Origin of the sequence: Kitasatospora sp. NPDC056783 (assembly GCF_042789895.1) — a bacterium.
Classification (GTDB): domain Bacteria; phylum Actinomycetota; class Actinomycetes; order Streptomycetales; family Streptomycetaceae; genus Kitasatospora.
On record NZ_JBHUAF010000193.1, the window covers coordinates 1 to 15,227 of the forward strand.

Genomic DNA, 15,227 nt, shown 5'->3' on the forward strand with positions numbered 1-15,227 from the left:
CCGCGCCTTCCGCCCCGGCCACGTGCGGGCCGGAAACAACGACGCCCCCACGGCCGCCGGCACGCCGCGCCCCCTTCCCGGGAGGCGCGGCGCGGGTTCAGGGCGCCGGAACGGGGGCGGGCCGGTCCTGCGCGGCGGCGACGCCCCCCTTCCCGGAGAGGGGAAGGGGGGCGCGGGCGCGGGTTCAGGGCGCCGGAACGGGGGCGGGCCGGTCCTGCGCGGCGGCCGGGGCGCCGGCCGGGCGGGGGCCGGGGCCCAGACGGCGGCGCACGAGGACGGCGGCGAGGGCGGCCAGGGCGAGGACGGCGCCGGCCAGGGGCAGGTGACGGGGACCGGCGGTGGCGGTGACGGCACCGCCCAGAGCGGTGCCCAGGGTGATGCCCAGGTTGGAGAAGGAGATGAAGAGACTGTTGCCGAACTCGGGGGCGTCGGTGGCGTCACGGGCGAGGTGGGACTGGGCGACGGCCAGGCCCCCGGAGTGGACGGCGCCCCACAGCAGGACGCCGGCGAGCATCGGGGCACGGTAGGGGCCGGCCGCGTCGAGCAGGAGGTAGAGGACGAGACACAGGAGCGGGTAGACGGTGACGGTGCCAAGCGGCGCGCGTTCCAGCAGACGGCCGAAGAACGTGTTCCCGGCGGTCATGACGATACCGAAGGCCATCAGGACGGGGCCGGTGAGGGAGGCACTGAGGCCGGTGACGTTCTGCAGGAACTCGGCGATGTAGCCGTAGCCGCTGAACAACGCGGCGAACAACAGGGTCACGGCGGCCACCGACAGCCACAGCCGGCCCCGGCGCAGGATACCCAGCTGTCCGGCGTAGGTCGGCCGCCGGGTTTCGGGCAGATCGGGGAAGAAGACGAGGACACCGGCACAGGCGAGGAGGTTGACCGCGGCGGCACACCAGAACGCGGCCGGCGGTGAGAAGCGGTCGGCGAGGAACGTGGTGAGGGGCACTCCGAACGCGAAACCGGCACTGACACCCGCGAAGACGGTCGTAGCGGCACGCGCCGCCTTGCCGGGAGCGGCCAGGCGGGTCGCGGCGGTCAGAGCCAGAGCGAAGAAAACGGGATGGAACAAGGCCGGGATGATCCGCCAGGCCAGGACGAGAGGGTAGGAACCAGCGAGCGCGTAGACGACGTTAGCGGCGGCGAAGACGGCCAGCGCGGCGGCCAGGACACTCTTGCGGCGCCACCGGGAGGCGAACAGGACACCGACGGGTCCGGTGACCGCGACGGTCAGGGCAAAGGCCCCCACCAGGGTGCCGGCCGCGGCAGGGGTGGTGTGCAGGCGCTCGGCCAGCGCGGGCAGGACACCCACCACGCCCATCTCGGTGGTGATGATGCCGAACACGCCCAGCGCCAGGACCGGTACGGCCAAAGCGGCGGGGGCGGCAGCGGTACGGGACACGGACAACCCTCCAGTACGGATTCACTAATCTAGATAATTGGATGTGTTCGGGGAAAAATTCGGCGAGGGCGCTCCACGGGCGCCCTCGCACGGGGGTAGCGGGTGGCGAGGGTGACAGCGGGGGTCAGAGGCGGCGGGGGTGGCGGGGGTCAGAGTTCGTCACGCGCGTACGCGGCGAACGCCGCGATGGTCTCCTCGTCACGCCGGTAGAAAGTCCACTTGCCGACACGCTCGGACACCAGCAGACCCGCGTCGCGCAGGATCTGCAGGTAGCCGGAGACCACCGACTGAGCCAGCCCGGAACGTTCGCGGATGTCGGTGACACACACGCCGATATGGAAACCGACGCCGCGCTCGTGGTAGTACGCCTCGTCGAAGTAGCGTTCGGGCGTCTTGAGCCAGCGCAGGAAATCCGCGCGCGCCGGGTTGGCGAGCGCCTTGTGCACGGCCAGCGGGTCGAGGTCCACCACACGCACTCCTTCCGCCGTCCGGCCCCTCGAGGACGTATCCAATATTCTGGATACGTCACGGAGTGTCAAACGCGGGACCCGACACCCGGCAGCACGCACGGACGGCGGGACGGCGGGACGGACGGCAGCGGGGCGAGCCACGGCAGGACGGCGGGGCCGGGGCGGGCGAAAGGGAAACGAGCGACGGCGGGCCGGGCGGCGCCGGACAAAACTGGGACGGGACCGGGGCGGGACCGGGGCGGGACCGGTCAGCGACGGACGGGACCCCGGGCCGCGCGGGCCGGCCTCACGGGGCATCCCCGGCCGGATCGGGCGCCAGCCAGCGGACGGCGAGACGCTCCAGCGGCGCGGTGTTCAGGTCGTGCAGCCGGTAACGGCCCCGACGCCGCACCCATACCAGACCGGCCGCCTCCAGCACCGCCAGGTGCTGACTGACCGCCTGCCGGGTCAGACCCAGCGCGTGCCGGGTGGCCAGACGCGCACAGATCCCCGACAACGACTGACCGTCACACTCGGCCAGCTCGTCCAGGATCAGACGCCGAGTGGGATCCGCCAGCGCCCTCCACACACCATCGTCCGCCACCACTCCACCATAGGCAAGCCACCGCTTGCCTATCAAATACCTACCCGTCAGACCCAAGACGACGAACGGCCGACGGCGGAGGCCGGGGGGACGGGCGGCGGGCAGACAGCCGACAGGCAGGCGGACGGACCGGCGGACCGGCAGGCGGGCCGGTGACGAAGGAACGGAGAGCGGCGGCACGCGGTGCGCGCCGGGCGGCGCACAACCATACGACACGGCGGCGCGGGTGGCGCGCCAACGCGCCGGCGGTTCACCCGCACGGGCGATTGTCACTCTGTGCACAACATTCGACACTCTGAGTATCCGGAGAGCTCGTGGAGGGCTCTCCCGGCGCGAGGAGAGCCGCCATGACCGCCACCGAACCCACCGCCACCCGGATCCCGCGGATCACGCAGGGCCTGCAGTCCGCCCGCCACGAGGAGCACCTCGCGGCCATCGGCGGCAACCTCAACGCCGCGTGGCGGGGCTGGGTGTTCTGGAGCCCGGGCAACGGGACGTTCAACCTCCAGATCCCGTGGAACGTCATCGGGACCGACTCGACGGTCGTGATCACGGCCTCCGAGATCGACTCCAACAACAACCGGTTCGTCGGCGCCGCGCCCTTCCAGGTCTCGAGCATCGCCCCCGGCAACGGCATCGTCACCTTCAAGATCAACATCGGCTGGAACAGCCCGCTGCCGATGCGCACCGACATCCTGGTCTTCAACTGACCCACTCCCCGGCCCCCCGGGGGTGACGCACCGTCCGCCCCGCCATGCCCGCCACCCGGCGGACACCGCGGGGCGGACACACTCACAACGAACCCGGAGCGGCACCGGGCGGGACGGAAGCGGACGGACGCGGCACAAGGCAGAAGCGGACGGACCCGGGCAGAGCGGGCGGGGCACGGCGCGCGGGAGTCCGGCCGCCAAAAGGACACCGCGGAACCCGGCAGGCACCCGCCTCACCACGCCCCGGACCCCGGCCTTCCCCCACCTGGCGGACCCGGGCGGGAACCGGCACGGCCCGCACCAACCGCGCGGACCGCCGCCCCGCAGAGCCCCCGGAACACCCCCGCCAGGCCGCCCGGCCGACGACCACCGCCCACCGCACAGACGCCCGGCCATCGCCTCCGCACCCCACCGCCCGCCCGCACTACCCCTTCACCGGCCACCCGCCCCCAGGGCGGGCAACGGGCAGTAGGATCGGCGGCGCTGCACCCCGCATACCACTGCTAGGAGGCTTTCCATGGCTCAGGTCACACTGAAGGGCAACCCCGTACAGGTCGACGGCACGCTGCCGGCCACCGGCACCCAGGCCCCCGGATTCACCCTGGTCGGCGAAGGACTCGCGGACGTGTCCCTCAAGGACTTCGCCGGCCGCCGCAAGGTCCTGAACATCTTCCCCAGCATCGACACCCCCACCTGCGCCGCCTCGGTACGCACCTTCAACACCGAAGCCGCCTCACTCGACAACACCGTCGTGCTGTGCGTGTCCGCCGACCTGCCCTTCGCACAGGCCCGCTTCTGCGGCGCCGAAGGCCTGGAGAACGTCAAGACCCTCTCCACCCTGCGCGGACGCGACTTCCACGACACCTACGGCGTGGCGATCACCGACGGCCCACTCGCCGGACTGACCGCCCGCGCCGTCATCGTCCTCGACGAAAACGACACCGTCCTGCACACCGAACTCGTCACCGAGATCACCCACGAACCGAACTACGAAGCCGCACTCACCACCCTCAACTAACCCACCACACCGCCAGCGGCCCGCCACGGAACCCCGTTACCTTCTTCGTGGCCCCGCAACGGGGCTCCCGGCCTCCGGCCCGGCACGACTGTTCCCCCTGTAGTTCGCGTGATCCGGGGGGTGGTGTCACCGGACCGGAGGCATCGGTAGACCGCTGACAGAGACAGGGCCACCAGCGCGCTGGGTGCGCTTCAACGTGCCGCGCGCGCTGCTGTCGACCGCCGCCCTGGGCTGTCTCGCCTGGGCGCTGGTCCTCAACGGGCAGAGCTTGAACCACCGCGCCGGCGAAGCCCCGGGCACGTAGCCCCCGGACACGTAGCCCCGAGCACGACCGAAACCGTCCTCCGCGGCCGACCGGATCGGCCGGTCAGCCGGTCAGCCGGTCAGCCGCAGAGGGCGGCGAATCCGTAACCGCGCGCCTTGAGCGTGGAGATGATCGACGGCAGCGCGGCCACCGTCTGGCCGCGGTCCCCGCCGCCGTCGTGCAACAGGATCACCGACCCCGGGCGGACGTTGTCCAGCACCCGCGACGTGATCGCCGCCGTGCCGGGCCGGGACCAGTCCGCCGGGTCCACCGACCAGAGCACCACCTGCTTGCCGAGTGCCGCGGCCTTCGACCGCACCGTGCTGTTGACCGAGCCGTACGGCGGGCGCAGGCAGCTCGGGGTACGGCCGGTCTGCGCGCGAACGGCCCTGTCGGTGTCGGCCAGTTGGGCGTTGAGCGCGGAGGCGGAGAGCCTGCGCAGGTCCGGGTGCGACCAGGTGTGGTTCTGCACGCTGTGGCCCGCCCTGGCGACCTGCTTGGTCACCGAGGGGTGGGCGGCGACGTTCTGCCCGATCTCGAAGAAGGTCGCGCGCACCCCGTAACGGGCCAGCGTCGCCAGGACCTTGGGCGTGTAGGCGGGGCTGGGGCCGTCGTCGAAGGTCAGGTAGACGACCTTGGCGGCCCTGGGGCCGGCCGCCTGCGCCTCGGCGGCGGGCAGGGTGACCGCCGCTCCCGCCGCCAGGGCGACGACGAGCGCGCCGACCGCGGTCCTGAACCTGCCGACCGCCGTGCGCCTGCCGGGTCGTACGGACATGCCCGCCCCCTGAGGTAGGAACTCCGGTGCCGCGGCCAGTCTGCTCCGGACGGCCCGTCCGCCGCGACCCTCCGCCGGTCGCGAGCGAACGGAATCGGCCAGCGGCGGAGCCGGAGCCCGGGGCCGGGGAACGGGACCGAGGAACGGGACCGAGGAACAGGGCCAGAGAACAGGCCCCGGGAACGTTGAAGGCCCCGGCGCGGTGCGCCCGGAGCCGTGGTGCGGGGGGCGCCGTTCAGCGCTCCGCGCGGCCGTGGAGCACCAGCGAGCGGGTCAGCGCGAGCAGACCGCCGGTGCACAGCGCGGTGCGGAGCATGGTGACCGGCACCCAGGTGTCCGCGAACTTGGCCCGCACGGCGGCGAGGTCGTGGATCCGGGACGCGTCGCCGGCCGCCGCCAGCTCGTTGTTCAGCGGGATGTCGACGCCCATGGTGACGATCAGCGCCACCGCGTAGAGCGCCGTCGCGCCCGCCGCCCACAGCGCCGCCCGGCGCCGGCCGGCCTTGTGCAGCAGCCAGGAGGCGACGCCGGTGGCGAGGAACGCGCCGACGAAGACCAGGCCGAACAGCCCGTTCCCGTCGATGGCCTTGTTGATGTGCTGCATCGCCGTCACATAGGTGCGGTCGTCGCCGGCCGCCAGGCCCGGCATCACCGAGACGTCGAAGGCGAAGAACAGGCCCGCCATCAGGCCCATCGTGATGGTGGCACCCGCCAGGAGCGGCCCGGCGGCCTTGCTCCGGGTGCCGGGTACGGCCGAGGCCGCGCCGCCCGGCGCGAGGCCGGTGAAGGGCTGTGCGGTGGTGCAGGAAGCAGGGGTCGCGGTCTGATTCGAGCGCATGGGTATTCCTTCGGTCTCCCCGGTCCCCGCCCGGTGCGGGGACTCTCCCGGCGTCCGGGCCACCGGCCTCCTCACCACCCCCGACCGGCCGGTCGGTCAGGGGGCGGTGCCGGACGGCACCGACGATCTTCCGAACTGCCGCACGGACGGCAGGTGTTGCCGGTGAGGGTGGCCACGCGCGCACCTCACGACCGACCGCCGCCGGCAACTCCCCCCGCCACATCCGCGATGTCCTCCGCGCCCACCAGAACACACCCAGGCCGTCACGAACCACCCGTCTCGACCCCGTCTCCAGCCGGCTTCGAGCGCGCGGCCGGGGAGCGGAACGGTGTGGCGGGCGGCGGCGCGGGGCGCTATGCTCCCCGGCGATGACCACTCACCCTGCTCACAGAATGGGGGTCCCGTCCGCGAAGAGTGCGTGCTGATGCCCACTCACCCCGCGCACGGGAACGACTCCCGCATCTCCTTCTGGCGGCGCGTACGCGAGTACGCGGTTCCGCCCTCCATGATCGAATCCGCCACGGCCCGCCGGCTGGCCGGCGACTGGGCCGGGGCCTGCGCCGCCGCCCACGTCGAGGTCGACGTCCGCCCTCGGGACGTCGCCCGCGTCCACGGCCGGGAGCTCGCCGACCGGGTGCGGAACGATCTCCGCCGCCTCGCACCGGACTTGCTGCGCTGGCACCTGCCGAGGTCCGCCCCGGACGGGCTGCTGCGGCCCGGGATCACCGTTCCACTGGCCCGCTATCCGGGCGAGCGACCGGCCGTTCTCGTGGTCCGCACCCCGCCCGCCTGGGCGGAGTACGGGCAGCGGATCAGCCTGGCCCTCCGGGACGGCTCCGCGGGCGACGGCCGGTCGCCGCACCCGCATCCGCACCCGAGCCGACGGTTCCGCCTCGACCTGCACCGGCACCTCTGGGACGCCGGGCGCAGCGCCGAGCTGGCCGCCCGGTCCGGTGCGGCTCCACCAACGGGCGGTCCTGGCCAGGGTCCTGGCCTCGCCGAGCCATCCTGGGCGGTCGACCGCTGGGCCGCCGAAGCCGGGCTGCTGCTGCGCGCCGAAGGGCTCCCCGCCGGGCCCGTCGTGGTGCGGCTGGGGCGCCGACGGCGGCTGCTGATCGGGCCGGACGGCTCGGTGGCGGAGGCCTTCGGGGACACCTCGGGGCTGCCGCTGCTGCCCGATGCCGCGACCTGGGTGCCGCCCGACCTCGATCTGCTCCGCAGCGGTGCGATCGAGGCCCACCGGCTGCACCCGCTGGTGGCGGCCGCGCTGGCGCCCGGGCACTCGGTCCCGGCACGGGCGGCGGCCGGTCCCCGGCACCGGCGGATGGTGGAGTGCCGCGGGGCGTGGCACCGGATCGGGCTGGTCGACGGGGTGCTCGTCCCGCTCGACCACGACCCTGCCGAGCTGCGCCGCGAGGAACTGCTGGCCGAGCTGTCCGGGACCCCGCTGCCCTGTCTGCGGGCGATCGACCTGGCCCACCGGAGTCCGAACGAACTGTCCGGTGTGCGGGAGCGGTTGGACCACGGCGACACCGCCGGGGCGCTGGCCGCGGTCGAGGCCCTGATCGGCCCGGAGGCGGTGCTGCGCGACGGCCCGCTGCGGGACGAGCTGACGGCGGCCGCCCGACGGCGGATCGTCTACGGCCTCTACCGGGCGGGTCTGACCGGGGCCACCCGGCCCGTCGCCTACCTGCTGCCCCGCGCGCGTTTCGGTTCCCGCCCCACCGCCTTCCCCGCCGACCGCCCGCGACCTCGCCACTCCTCCTTCCGGGACCATCCCCGCATGGCGTACACACGCTGACGCCGCACGGCTCCGACCTCCTTGCGCACCAGACCACTTGAGGTGATCACCCATGCCCACGCACACCCTCGAAGCCCCTCGTCTCGACGTCGCCCGCCGACTGCTCGACCTGCTCGACGACACCAGCACCGAACCCCGCTCCGACACCCAGCTGGAGGCGCTCACCCTCGCCGTCGCCGCCGACCTTCCCGTGCTGCTCTGGGGCGAGCCCGGCATCGGCAAGACGGCCGCGCTCAACCAGCTCGCCGAGGCCCTGGAACTGCCGCTCACGACGGTGATCGCCAGCGTCCACGAGCCCTCCGACTTCTCCGGGCTGCCCGTCCTCGGCGACGACCCGGCGCGGCAGGGCGTCCCGATGGCCCCGCCGGACTGGGCGGTGCGCCTGGTGCGGGCCGGACACGGGCTGCTGTTCCTGGACGAGCTGTCCACCGCGCCGCCCGCCGTCCAGGCAGCCCTGCTGCGCCTGGTCCTGGAGCGGCGCGTCGGCAGCCTGCGGCTCCCCCCGGGGGTGCGGATCGTGGCGGCCGCCAACCCCCGCTCCTCGGCGGCCGACGGCTGGGAGCTGAGCGCGCCGCTGGCCAACCGTTTCGTCCACCTCCAGTGGGTGCACGACCACGAGGTGGTGGTGCGCGGCCTCGGCGGCGTCTGGCCGGTGGCCACCCTGCCCCGGCTCGATCCGCGGGCACTGCCGGAGGCCGTCGCACTGGCCCGGCACGCGGTGTGCGGGCTGCTGACGGCCCGTCCCGAGCTGGTGCACCGGCTGCCCACCACCGAGACCCGGCGCGGCGGCGCCTGGCCGTCCCCGCGCAGCTGGGACATGACGCTGCGGCTGATCGCCTTCGCGACGGCGGCCGGCTCCGACCGGGAGGTGCTGTCGCTGCTGGTCCGCGGCACCGTCGGGGACGGCCCGGGGCTGGAGCTGATGGCGCACATGGACCGGATGGACCTGCCCGACCCGGAGGACCTGCTGGCCGACCCGGCCCGCGCGGAGCTGCCCGAGCGCGGGGACCTGCGCCAGGCGGTGCTGGACGGGGTCGTCGCCGCGGTGCGCAACCGGCCGGACCGCTCGCGCTGGGACGCGGCCTGGGCGCTGCTCGTCCGGGCACTGGAGTCCGGCGCGCCGGACCTGGTGGTCGTCCCGGCCACCACCCTGGCCTCACTGCGCCGGGAGGACTGGGACGTGCCGGCGGCGATCGAGCGGCTCGCCCCGGCGCTGGCGGTCTCCCGCCGGGCCGACCTCGTCGGCGCGCTGGGGCCCCGGACGGTGCGACGGTGAGCGGCGCCGTGGGCGCCGTGAGGAGCACACCGGCGGGCACCCCGGCGCCGTTGGACGTCGAGAAGCTGTACGCCGCCCGGCTGCACGCCGCCCGGGTCCGGCCGTACCTGGCCACGGCGCTGTTCGCGCTCCACCTGGTGGAGTCCCGGCAGGTGCCGACCATGGCCGTGGACCGGTACTGGCGCTGCTACGCCGCACCGGCGTTCGTCGCCCGCACCCCGGTGGAGGAGTTGGCCGGAGTCTGGGTGCACGAGGTCTCGCACCTGCTGCGCGACCACCACGGCCGCGGCGACCGCCTCGCCCGGGACCTGGGCATGGAGGGCCCCGGTGCCCGGCTGCGGATGAACATCGCCGCCGACTGCGAGATCAACGACGACGTGGAGGGAGACGGGCTGGTCCTTCCGGCGGGCGCCGTCCGGCCGGAGGCGTTGCGGCTGCCGGACGGCCTGCTCATGGAGGACTACCTGCGCGGGTTCCGGCTCGACCCGCGCGACCTGGAGGCGGCCTGGCTGGACTGCGGCAGCGGCGCCGACGGCCTGCGCCGCCCGTGGGAGCTGGGCCCCGACGGCGCCCACGGGCTCGCCCCGGAGGAGCGCGACGCCGTCCGCTTCCGGGTCGCCGAGGGCATCCGGGGCCGCCCGGGCAGCGCCCCGGCGGGCTGGAAGCGCTGGGCCGAGGAGGCGTTCCACCCGCCGCAGCCCTGGCGGCGGTTGCTGGGCGCGGCGGTGCGCTCGGCGGTCTGCGGCCCCGGCGCGGGCGAGGACTACAGCTACGGCCGCCCCGCCCGCCGATCGGCCGGGGTGCCGGGCGTGCTGCTGCCGAGCCTGCGGCGGCGCCCACCGAGGGTCACGGTGGTGATCGACACCTCCGGGTCGGTCTCGGACGACGAGCTGGGCAGTGCGCTGCTGGAGGTCGCGGCGATCGGCCGGGCCGTCGGCGGTCGCCGCGACCAGGTCCGGGTGGTCTCCTGCGACGCCGCCACCCAGGCCGTCCACGGGCTCTGCCGGGCCGAGGGCATCCCGCTGATCGGCGGTGGCGGCACCGACCTGCGCGCGGGCCTTCGCACCGCCCTGCGCGCCCTCCCCCGCCCGGACGTGGTGGTGGTCCTGACCGACGGCCAGACCCCGTGGCCCGACGTCGCCCCGCCCTGCCGGACGGTGGTCGGGCTCTTCCCGCGGCCGAGCCGGTACACCGAGCACGACCCGGACTACCGGCCGGACGACCCGCCGGAGTGGGCCCGGGTGGTGACCATCGGCTGAGCGGCGGGGCCGGGGCGGGGACGGGAGTCGGTTCAGCGGCTCAGCCGTTCAGCGGAAGGCGGCGAGGTGCTCGGAGACCCAGTGGTGGAACGGCCGGGCCGCCGATCCGGTGACCCGCTCGACGGTGTCGCGCACCGCCAGCAGCTCGTCGTTGACGTCCCCGCCCGTCAGGTCGAGCACCGCGTCCGCGGCCTCGGCTCCCAGGACGGCGGCCAGCTGCCGACGGGCCTCCTCCCGGCCGATGCCCGCGACGGACACGTCGGAGCCGATCCGCGACACCAGGAACAGCGCGCGCGCCCCGTCGAGGGCGGGCGCCAGGGAGGCCGGGTCGGCGAAGTCGCCCTCGCACACCTCCACCCCGGCGGGCAACCGTGCCCGTGCGGCGTCCCGGGTGAGCCCCCGGACGGGACCCGCGCCGGAGGCGCCCAGGCCGTCGAGCAGCGCCCTCCCGATGTTGCCGGTGGCGCCCGTCACCATAATCATTGCCCCACTCCCGCCCCTTGACGATCCATCGGGCCGAGGTTAGGAGTTCGACCGGACTTGAGGTCAAGAAGATCGCCGGAGCTGTGCGAGGATCGGGCCGCCGGCCGGCTGTGGGTGCCCCCGCCCACGGCGGGACGGAAGCGGAGAGCTCGGCGGCAGGGACAGTGGCGGTCGACCCGGAAGACTTCGAGCCGGACGAGCACGTGCGGTTCGCCCGGTACCGCCGGGCCTTCGCGGAGGTCGCACCGGGGGACGCGGCCGACCTCGCGGCCCGGGTGCTCACCGACCCGGAGCCCTCGATGGGCAGCAGCGCGGTCTGCGAATACCTGGACCGGAGGGCGGCCGAGCTGCTGACGGACCCGGGTTTCCCGGCCTGGCGTCGGGAGCTGGCGGACGCGGTGGCGGGCGATCCCTTCGCGGTGCGACGGCTGCGGGACTGGGCACTGCTGCGGGCGATCACCCTGGACGAGCCGTGGGAGGAGAGCCGGTTGCTCACCGCGGACAGCTGGCTCCAGGAGCACCTCGCCCGGGACTCCTCGGCCCGGCGGGTCCTGACCCCGCTCGCCGACGGTGGCCGCGCCCGACGCATCCGCAACATCGCGGCCTCCCGCCTGCGCCGGCTCCGCTGACGCGGGCGGAGGAGACCGGCAGGCCCGGCTCCTCCGCCCGCGGCGGGCGTCAGCGGACCATGGCCGCCAGCACGTCGCGCCAGTCCTCGCCCGGTTCGGGGGCGAGTGGGCCGGCCAGGGTGTCCGCCCGGTAGCGCCAGGGGCGGCGGAGTTCCTCCTCGGCGTCGGGGGTGGCGCGGATCGGGCCGGCGGAGCCGAGCAGCCGGACCAGTTCGGCGGCGAGGTCGGCCCAGGAGACGTGTCCGCTCACCGCGTTGACGACCCGGCCGGCGGCGGGGTGGCCCGGGGCGAGACAGGCGGTCAGGGCGCGGGCCAGGGCGGCGGCGTGCACCCAGGAGGCGCCGGACCACGCCTCGCCGGCCGGTACCTCGATCGGCCGGCCGGCCAGGGCGGCCTGGTAGAGGGCGGTGGTGGAGCCCCAGCGGAGCTGGTCGCGCAGGCGGGGGTGCGGCCCCCAGACGATCGGGGCACGGACGGCGATGGCCTGGGCGCGGCCGTCGACGGCCCGGCCTCGGCCGGTGGCGGCGGCCTCGAAGAGGATCCGCTCGCAGTCCAGCTTCGCCTGCCCGTACGGGGTGACCGGCCCGCCGCCGGGCCCGCCGTCGGGGACCTCGGTGCCCGCCGGGCGACCGTACGCGTCGATGCTGCTGACGAAGACGAACGGGCCGCCGCGCCAGCCGTCGACCAGCGCGCGCATCGCCGCGAGGTCGGTGGCGTGGTCGGTGAAGGTGCAGGCGGAGTGGATCACGGCGTCGACGCCCTCGACGGCCCGGCGCAGGCTGTCGAGGTCGCCGAGGTCGCCCTCCGCCACCTCGGCGCCGTTGAGCGCGGCCAGGTGCGCGGACTCGGGCCGGACCAGCACCCGGACCGGCCGCCCCTGGGCCATCAGCTCCCGGAGCACCGCCGCGCCGACCCCACCGGTGGCGCCGGTGAGCAGGACGGTGCCGGTCCGCGCGCCGGCGCTCCGTGGGCGGGCGCCGCTCCGGGCCAGGGCGGCGCGGCGCTCCTCCGCCCGGGCGGCGAGCAGAACGGCCAGCGCACGCGGGGTCCGCTGCTCCAGGATGTCCAGACCCGTCAGCGGCAGCCCCACCCGGGTTCGCAACCGCTCCGCGAGCCGCACCGCGACCAGCGAATGCCCACCCGACGCGAAGAAGTCCCCGTCAGCGGACGGAACCGCCCCCAACAGCTCGCCGAACACCTCCCGCACCACGTCCACCGGGCCCTTCTCCGAAGCGGCCGCGCCGGGCAGCCGTTCGCGTACGGGGGTGCCGTCGGGGTGGCGCGGAAGGGCGTCCACCAGGGTGACCGCGCGCGGCAGTCCGGCGGCCGGGAGGCGCCCGCGCAGGGTGTCCCGCAGGGCGGTTCCGCTCGGGGCCACCGGACCGCGCACCACCGCGAAGGCGAGCGGCCGGCCGTCGGGGTTCTCGACCACGGCCGCCTCCACCACCGCCGGGTCGGCCAACAGGCCTTCCACGACCGGGTGTTCGGCGGCCACCAGTCGCTCGCCGGGCAGGTCGGACAGCGGCCGGTCCGGATCCTCGGCCACGGCGGCGAGCAGCGCGGCGAAGGCGTCGAGCAGCCGGGCGGCGGTGTCCGGGTCCAGCGCGTCCCGGTCGTGCTGGACGAGCACGCGCGGCTCCGGGCGGTCCTCCACCAGCAGGGTGAGGCCGAACTTGGCCAGTCCGAGGTGGAGTTCGACGTTCTCGGTGTCGAGGCCCGGCAGCACCAGCGGGTCGGCGATCTGCTGCAGGTCGCAGCTGACCGAGAGCAGCGGGGTGCCGTCCGCTCCGCGCGCGGCCGCGCCGAGCCGCTCGGTCACCAGGTCGAGGGGCACCTCGTGGTGGCGCTGCGCGTCGAGCAGGGAGCCGCGGACCAGGCCGAGCAGTTCGGCGAACGACATTCCGTCGGACGGGTTCGCCCGCACGGCCAGGGTGTTGACCGCGAGCCCGACCGTCCGACGGAACTCGGGCCGCGCTCGGTGGCCGCTCGCGCAGCCCAGGACGAGGTCGTCCTGCCCGGAGGTGTTGTGCAGTGCGGCGAACGCGGCGGCGAGGACGACGGTGTACAGCGTGGTGCCGTGCCACGCGCCGAGGCCGCGCAGCCGTTCCAGGACCGCCGGCTCCAGCGGGGCGGTGTGCAGCACGGCGCGCCGCTCGCGGGCGCCGGGCGGGACGGGCCGCAGCAGCGACAGCGGTCGCGCCCCGGAGAGTCCCGCGGCGAGGGTCGCGGCGGCGGCCGTCAGCTCGGTGTCCCGGGCGCGCTCCTGGCGGGCGTGGTCGGTGTACGCGGGAGCCGGCGCCGGGAGCCGGTTCGGCCCGCCGTCGCGCGCGGCGCGGTACAGCTCGGCGAGGTCGGCGGCCAGGAAGCGCAACGAACCTCCGTCCACGGCGATGTGATGAATCGTCAGCAAAAGCGTGTGGTCCTCGGGTCCGTGCCGCAGGAGCAGGGCGCGCAGCACCGGGCCGGTGGCGAGGTCGAACGGGCGGGCGGCCTCCTCGGTGAGCCGCTCCGGGCCGGTCGCGTCCAGCACCGGCAGCGGCACCGGGGTGACCGGGTCCACCTGCTGGTACGGCTGGTCGCCCCGGTGCGGGTAGCGGGTGCGCAGGACGGCGTGCCGCTCGGTCAGGCCGGCGAGCGCGGTGGCGAGGGCCGTGTGATCGAGCGGACCGCGCACCCGGGTGGCGATCGGCACGTTGTAGAGGGCGCCGCCCTGGCCGAGGCGGTCCATCAGCCACATCCGCTGCTGGGCGTGCGACAGCGGGGCCGGGCCGTCGTCCGCGACGGGGTGGGCGGGGGCGGTGGCGGCGCGGCGGCCTCGGGCGCGGCGCAGCAGGTCGCTCTGGTCGACGGTGCTCATCGGCCGGCTCCCGGGGTGTCGTCGGCGGCCCGCAGGGCGCGTTCCAGCAGCTCGGCCTGGGCGGCGACGGTCGGGTGGGCGAGGAAGTCGGCGAGCGACAGTTCGACCCCGAGGTCCTCCCGCAGGTCGTCCACCACCCACATGGCGAGCAGCGAGTGCCCGCCCTCGGTGAGGAAGTCGGCACCCGGGTCGGTGATCGGGCGTTCCAGGGCCCGGCTCCACGCCTCGGCGACGACCTGCTGGATCGGGCCGAGTTCGGCCTCGGCGGCCGGGCCCGTCCCGGCCGGCTCGTCGGCGGCGAGTGCCCGCCGGTCCACCTTGCCGCTGCCGGTCAGCGGCAGCGCGGTGAGCACGGTCCAGGCGGTGGGCACCAGGTGGGCGGGCAGGTGCTCGGCGAGCCGGGCGCGCAGCGCTTCGACGGCCGGGCGGGCCCCCTCCGAGAGCACCAGGCAGGCGGTGAGCGCGGCGTCGGCCTGTCCGGCCCGGCGGACCACGACCGCGGCTTCGGCGACCTCGGGCAGTCGGAGCAGGGCGTGCTCCACCTCGCCCGGTTCGATCCGGTAGCCGCGCACCTTGACCTGGTCGTCGGTGCGTCCGTGGTACTCCAACGAGCCGTCCGGGAGGCGGCGGACCCGGTCGCCGCTGCGGTAGGCGCGTCCGATGCCGGGCAGCTCGCGGAAGCGCTCGGCGGTCAGTTCCGGCCGGCCGAGGTAGCCGAGGGCCAGCCGGTCGCCGGTGATCCACAGTTCGCCGGCGGCGCCCGGCGCCGCCGGTGCGAGCCGCTCGTCCAGGACGTGGGCGCGGGCGCCGCCGAAG

The 15,227-nt window shown here is 75.3% G+C and carries 14 protein-coding genes; 6 read left to right on the forward strand and 8 right to left on the reverse strand.

Annotated elements, in window-relative coordinates:
- Window positions 1–184 precede the first annotated feature (184 nt).
- The 3 genes from ACFRMQ_RS24835 to ACFRMQ_RS24845 form a co-directional block, all read right to left on the reverse strand.
- A complete protein-coding gene (locus ACFRMQ_RS24835) occupies window positions 185–1,408 on the reverse strand; it encodes an MFS transporter (RefSeq protein ID WP_380732809.1) in 1,224 nt (407 codons plus the stop codon).
- Between the two features lie 149 nt (window positions 1,409–1,557).
- Window positions 1,558–1,878 (reverse strand): ArsR/SmtB family transcription factor, encoded by a 321-nt coding sequence (locus ACFRMQ_RS24840; RefSeq protein WP_380732810.1) that lies wholly within the window; start codon window positions 1,876–1,878, stop codon window positions 1,558–1,560.
- 286 nt (window positions 1,879–2,164) lie between these two features.
- The gene (locus tag ACFRMQ_RS24845) at window positions 2,165–2,461 is read right to left on the reverse strand and encodes an ArsR/SmtB family transcription factor (protein ID WP_380732811.1); all 297 of its coding nucleotides are present in this window, start codon (window positions 2,459–2,461) and stop codon (window positions 2,165–2,167) included.
- A gap of 347 nt (window positions 2,462–2,808) precedes the next feature.
- Between ACFRMQ_RS24845 and ACFRMQ_RS24850 the strand changes: the two genes are divergently transcribed.
- Entirely contained in the window at window positions 2,809–3,171 is a 363-nt protein-coding gene (locus ACFRMQ_RS24850; protein ID WP_380732812.1) for a hypothetical protein, read from the forward strand.
- A 517-nt stretch (window positions 3,172–3,688) separates the two neighbouring features.
- The gene (gene tpx, locus ACFRMQ_RS24855; RefSeq protein ID WP_380732814.1) at window positions 3,689–4,189 is read left to right on the forward strand and encodes a thiol peroxidase; all 501 of its coding nucleotides are present in this window, start codon (window positions 3,689–3,691) and stop codon (window positions 4,187–4,189) included.
- Between the two features lie 383 nt (window positions 4,190–4,572).
- On the opposite strand, the gene ACFRMQ_RS24860 is transcribed toward tpx, so the two are convergent.
- Window positions 4,573–5,268 carry a polysaccharide deacetylase family protein gene (locus tag ACFRMQ_RS24860; RefSeq protein WP_380732815.1) on the reverse strand — a complete coding sequence of 232 codons (696 nt, stop codon included), beginning with the start codon at window positions 5,266–5,268 and terminating at the stop codon, window positions 4,573–4,575.
- Between the two features lie 235 nt (window positions 5,269–5,503).
- The gene (locus ACFRMQ_RS24865; protein WP_380732816.1) at window positions 5,504–6,106 is read right to left on the reverse strand and encodes a DUF1772 domain-containing protein; all 603 of its coding nucleotides are present in this window, start codon (window positions 6,104–6,106) and stop codon (window positions 5,504–5,506) included.
- Window positions 6,107–6,530: 424 nt separating this feature from the next.
- Here ACFRMQ_RS24865 and ACFRMQ_RS24870 point away from each other — a divergent pair, with 424 nt between their 5' ends.
- Genes ACFRMQ_RS24870 through ACFRMQ_RS24880 form a run of 3 tightly spaced genes read left to right on the forward strand, consistent with a single transcriptional unit; the run spans window position 6,531 to window position 10,442 of the window.
- The gene (locus tag ACFRMQ_RS24870; RefSeq protein WP_380732817.1) at window positions 6,531–7,907 is read left to right on the forward strand and encodes a hypothetical protein; all 1,377 of its coding nucleotides are present in this window, start codon (window positions 6,531–6,533) and stop codon (window positions 7,905–7,907) included.
- Window positions 7,908–7,959: 52 nt separating this feature from the next.
- Complete coding sequence (locus tag ACFRMQ_RS24875; RefSeq protein WP_380732818.1) at window positions 7,960–9,183, forward strand: AAA family ATPase; 1,224 nt, start codon at window positions 7,960–7,962, stop codon at window positions 9,181–9,183.
- 17 nt (window positions 9,184–9,200) lie between these two features.
- On the forward strand, window positions 9,201–10,442 hold the full coding sequence (locus ACFRMQ_RS24880; RefSeq protein WP_380732823.1) for a VWA-like domain-containing protein: 1,242 nt from the start codon (window positions 9,201–9,203) through the stop codon (window positions 10,440–10,442).
- 48 nt (window positions 10,443–10,490) lie between these two features.
- On the opposite strand, the gene ACFRMQ_RS24885 is transcribed toward ACFRMQ_RS24880, so the two are convergent.
- Window positions 10,491–10,925: an SDR family oxidoreductase gene (locus tag ACFRMQ_RS24885; RefSeq protein ID WP_380732819.1), complete on the reverse strand. Its 435-nt coding sequence runs from the start codon at window positions 10,923–10,925 to the stop codon at window positions 10,491–10,493.
- Between the two features lie 164 nt (window positions 10,926–11,089).
- On the opposite strand from ACFRMQ_RS24885, the gene ACFRMQ_RS24890 reads away from it, so the two are divergent.
- A complete protein-coding gene (locus ACFRMQ_RS24890) occupies window positions 11,090–11,554 on the forward strand; it encodes a hypothetical protein (protein WP_380732820.1) in 465 nt (154 codons plus the stop codon).
- Between the two features lie 49 nt (window positions 11,555–11,603).
- On the opposite strand, the gene ACFRMQ_RS24895 is transcribed toward ACFRMQ_RS24890, so the two are convergent.
- On the reverse strand, window positions 11,604–14,411 hold the full coding sequence (locus ACFRMQ_RS24895) for a condensation domain-containing protein (protein ID WP_380732821.1): 2,808 nt from the start codon (window positions 14,409–14,411) through the stop codon (window positions 11,604–11,606).
- A partial coding sequence (locus ACFRMQ_RS24900; protein ID WP_380732822.1) for a non-ribosomal peptide synthetase occupies window positions 14,408–15,227 on the reverse strand: 820 nt, incomplete at its 5' end. The genes ACFRMQ_RS24900 and ACFRMQ_RS24895, both read right to left, overlap by 4 nt.

Excerpts from the sequence above, each read along its gene's own strand:
- ACFRMQ_RS24850 (WP_380732812.1), top strand. The coding sequence starts at position 2,809 with ATGACCGCCACCGAACCCACCGCCACCCGGATCCCGCGGATCACGCAG.
- tpx (WP_380732814.1), top strand. The coding sequence starts at position 3,689 with ATGGCTCAGGTCACACTGAAGGGCAACCCCGTACAGGTCGACGGCACG.
- ACFRMQ_RS24860 (WP_380732815.1), bottom strand. The coding sequence starts at position 5,268 with ATGTCCGTACGACCCGGCAGGCGCACGGCGGTCGGCAGGTTCAGGACC.
- ACFRMQ_RS24865 (WP_380732816.1), bottom strand. The coding sequence starts at position 6,106 with ATGCGCTCGAATCAGACCGCGACCCCTGCTTCCTGCACCACCGCACAG.
- ACFRMQ_RS24870 (WP_380732817.1), top strand. The coding sequence starts at position 6,531 with ATGCCCACTCACCCCGCGCACGGGAACGACTCCCGCATCTCCTTCTGG.
- ACFRMQ_RS24875 (WP_380732818.1), top strand. The coding sequence starts at position 7,960 with ATGCCCACGCACACCCTCGAAGCCCCTCGTCTCGACGTCGCCCGCCGA.
- ACFRMQ_RS24885 (WP_380732819.1), bottom strand. The coding sequence starts at position 10,925 with ATGATTATGGTGACGGGCGCCACCGGCAACATCGGGAGGGCGCTGCTC.
- ACFRMQ_RS24895 (WP_380732821.1), bottom strand. The coding sequence starts at position 14,411 with ATGAGCACCGTCGACCAGAGCGACCTGCTGCGCCGCGCCCGAGGCCGC.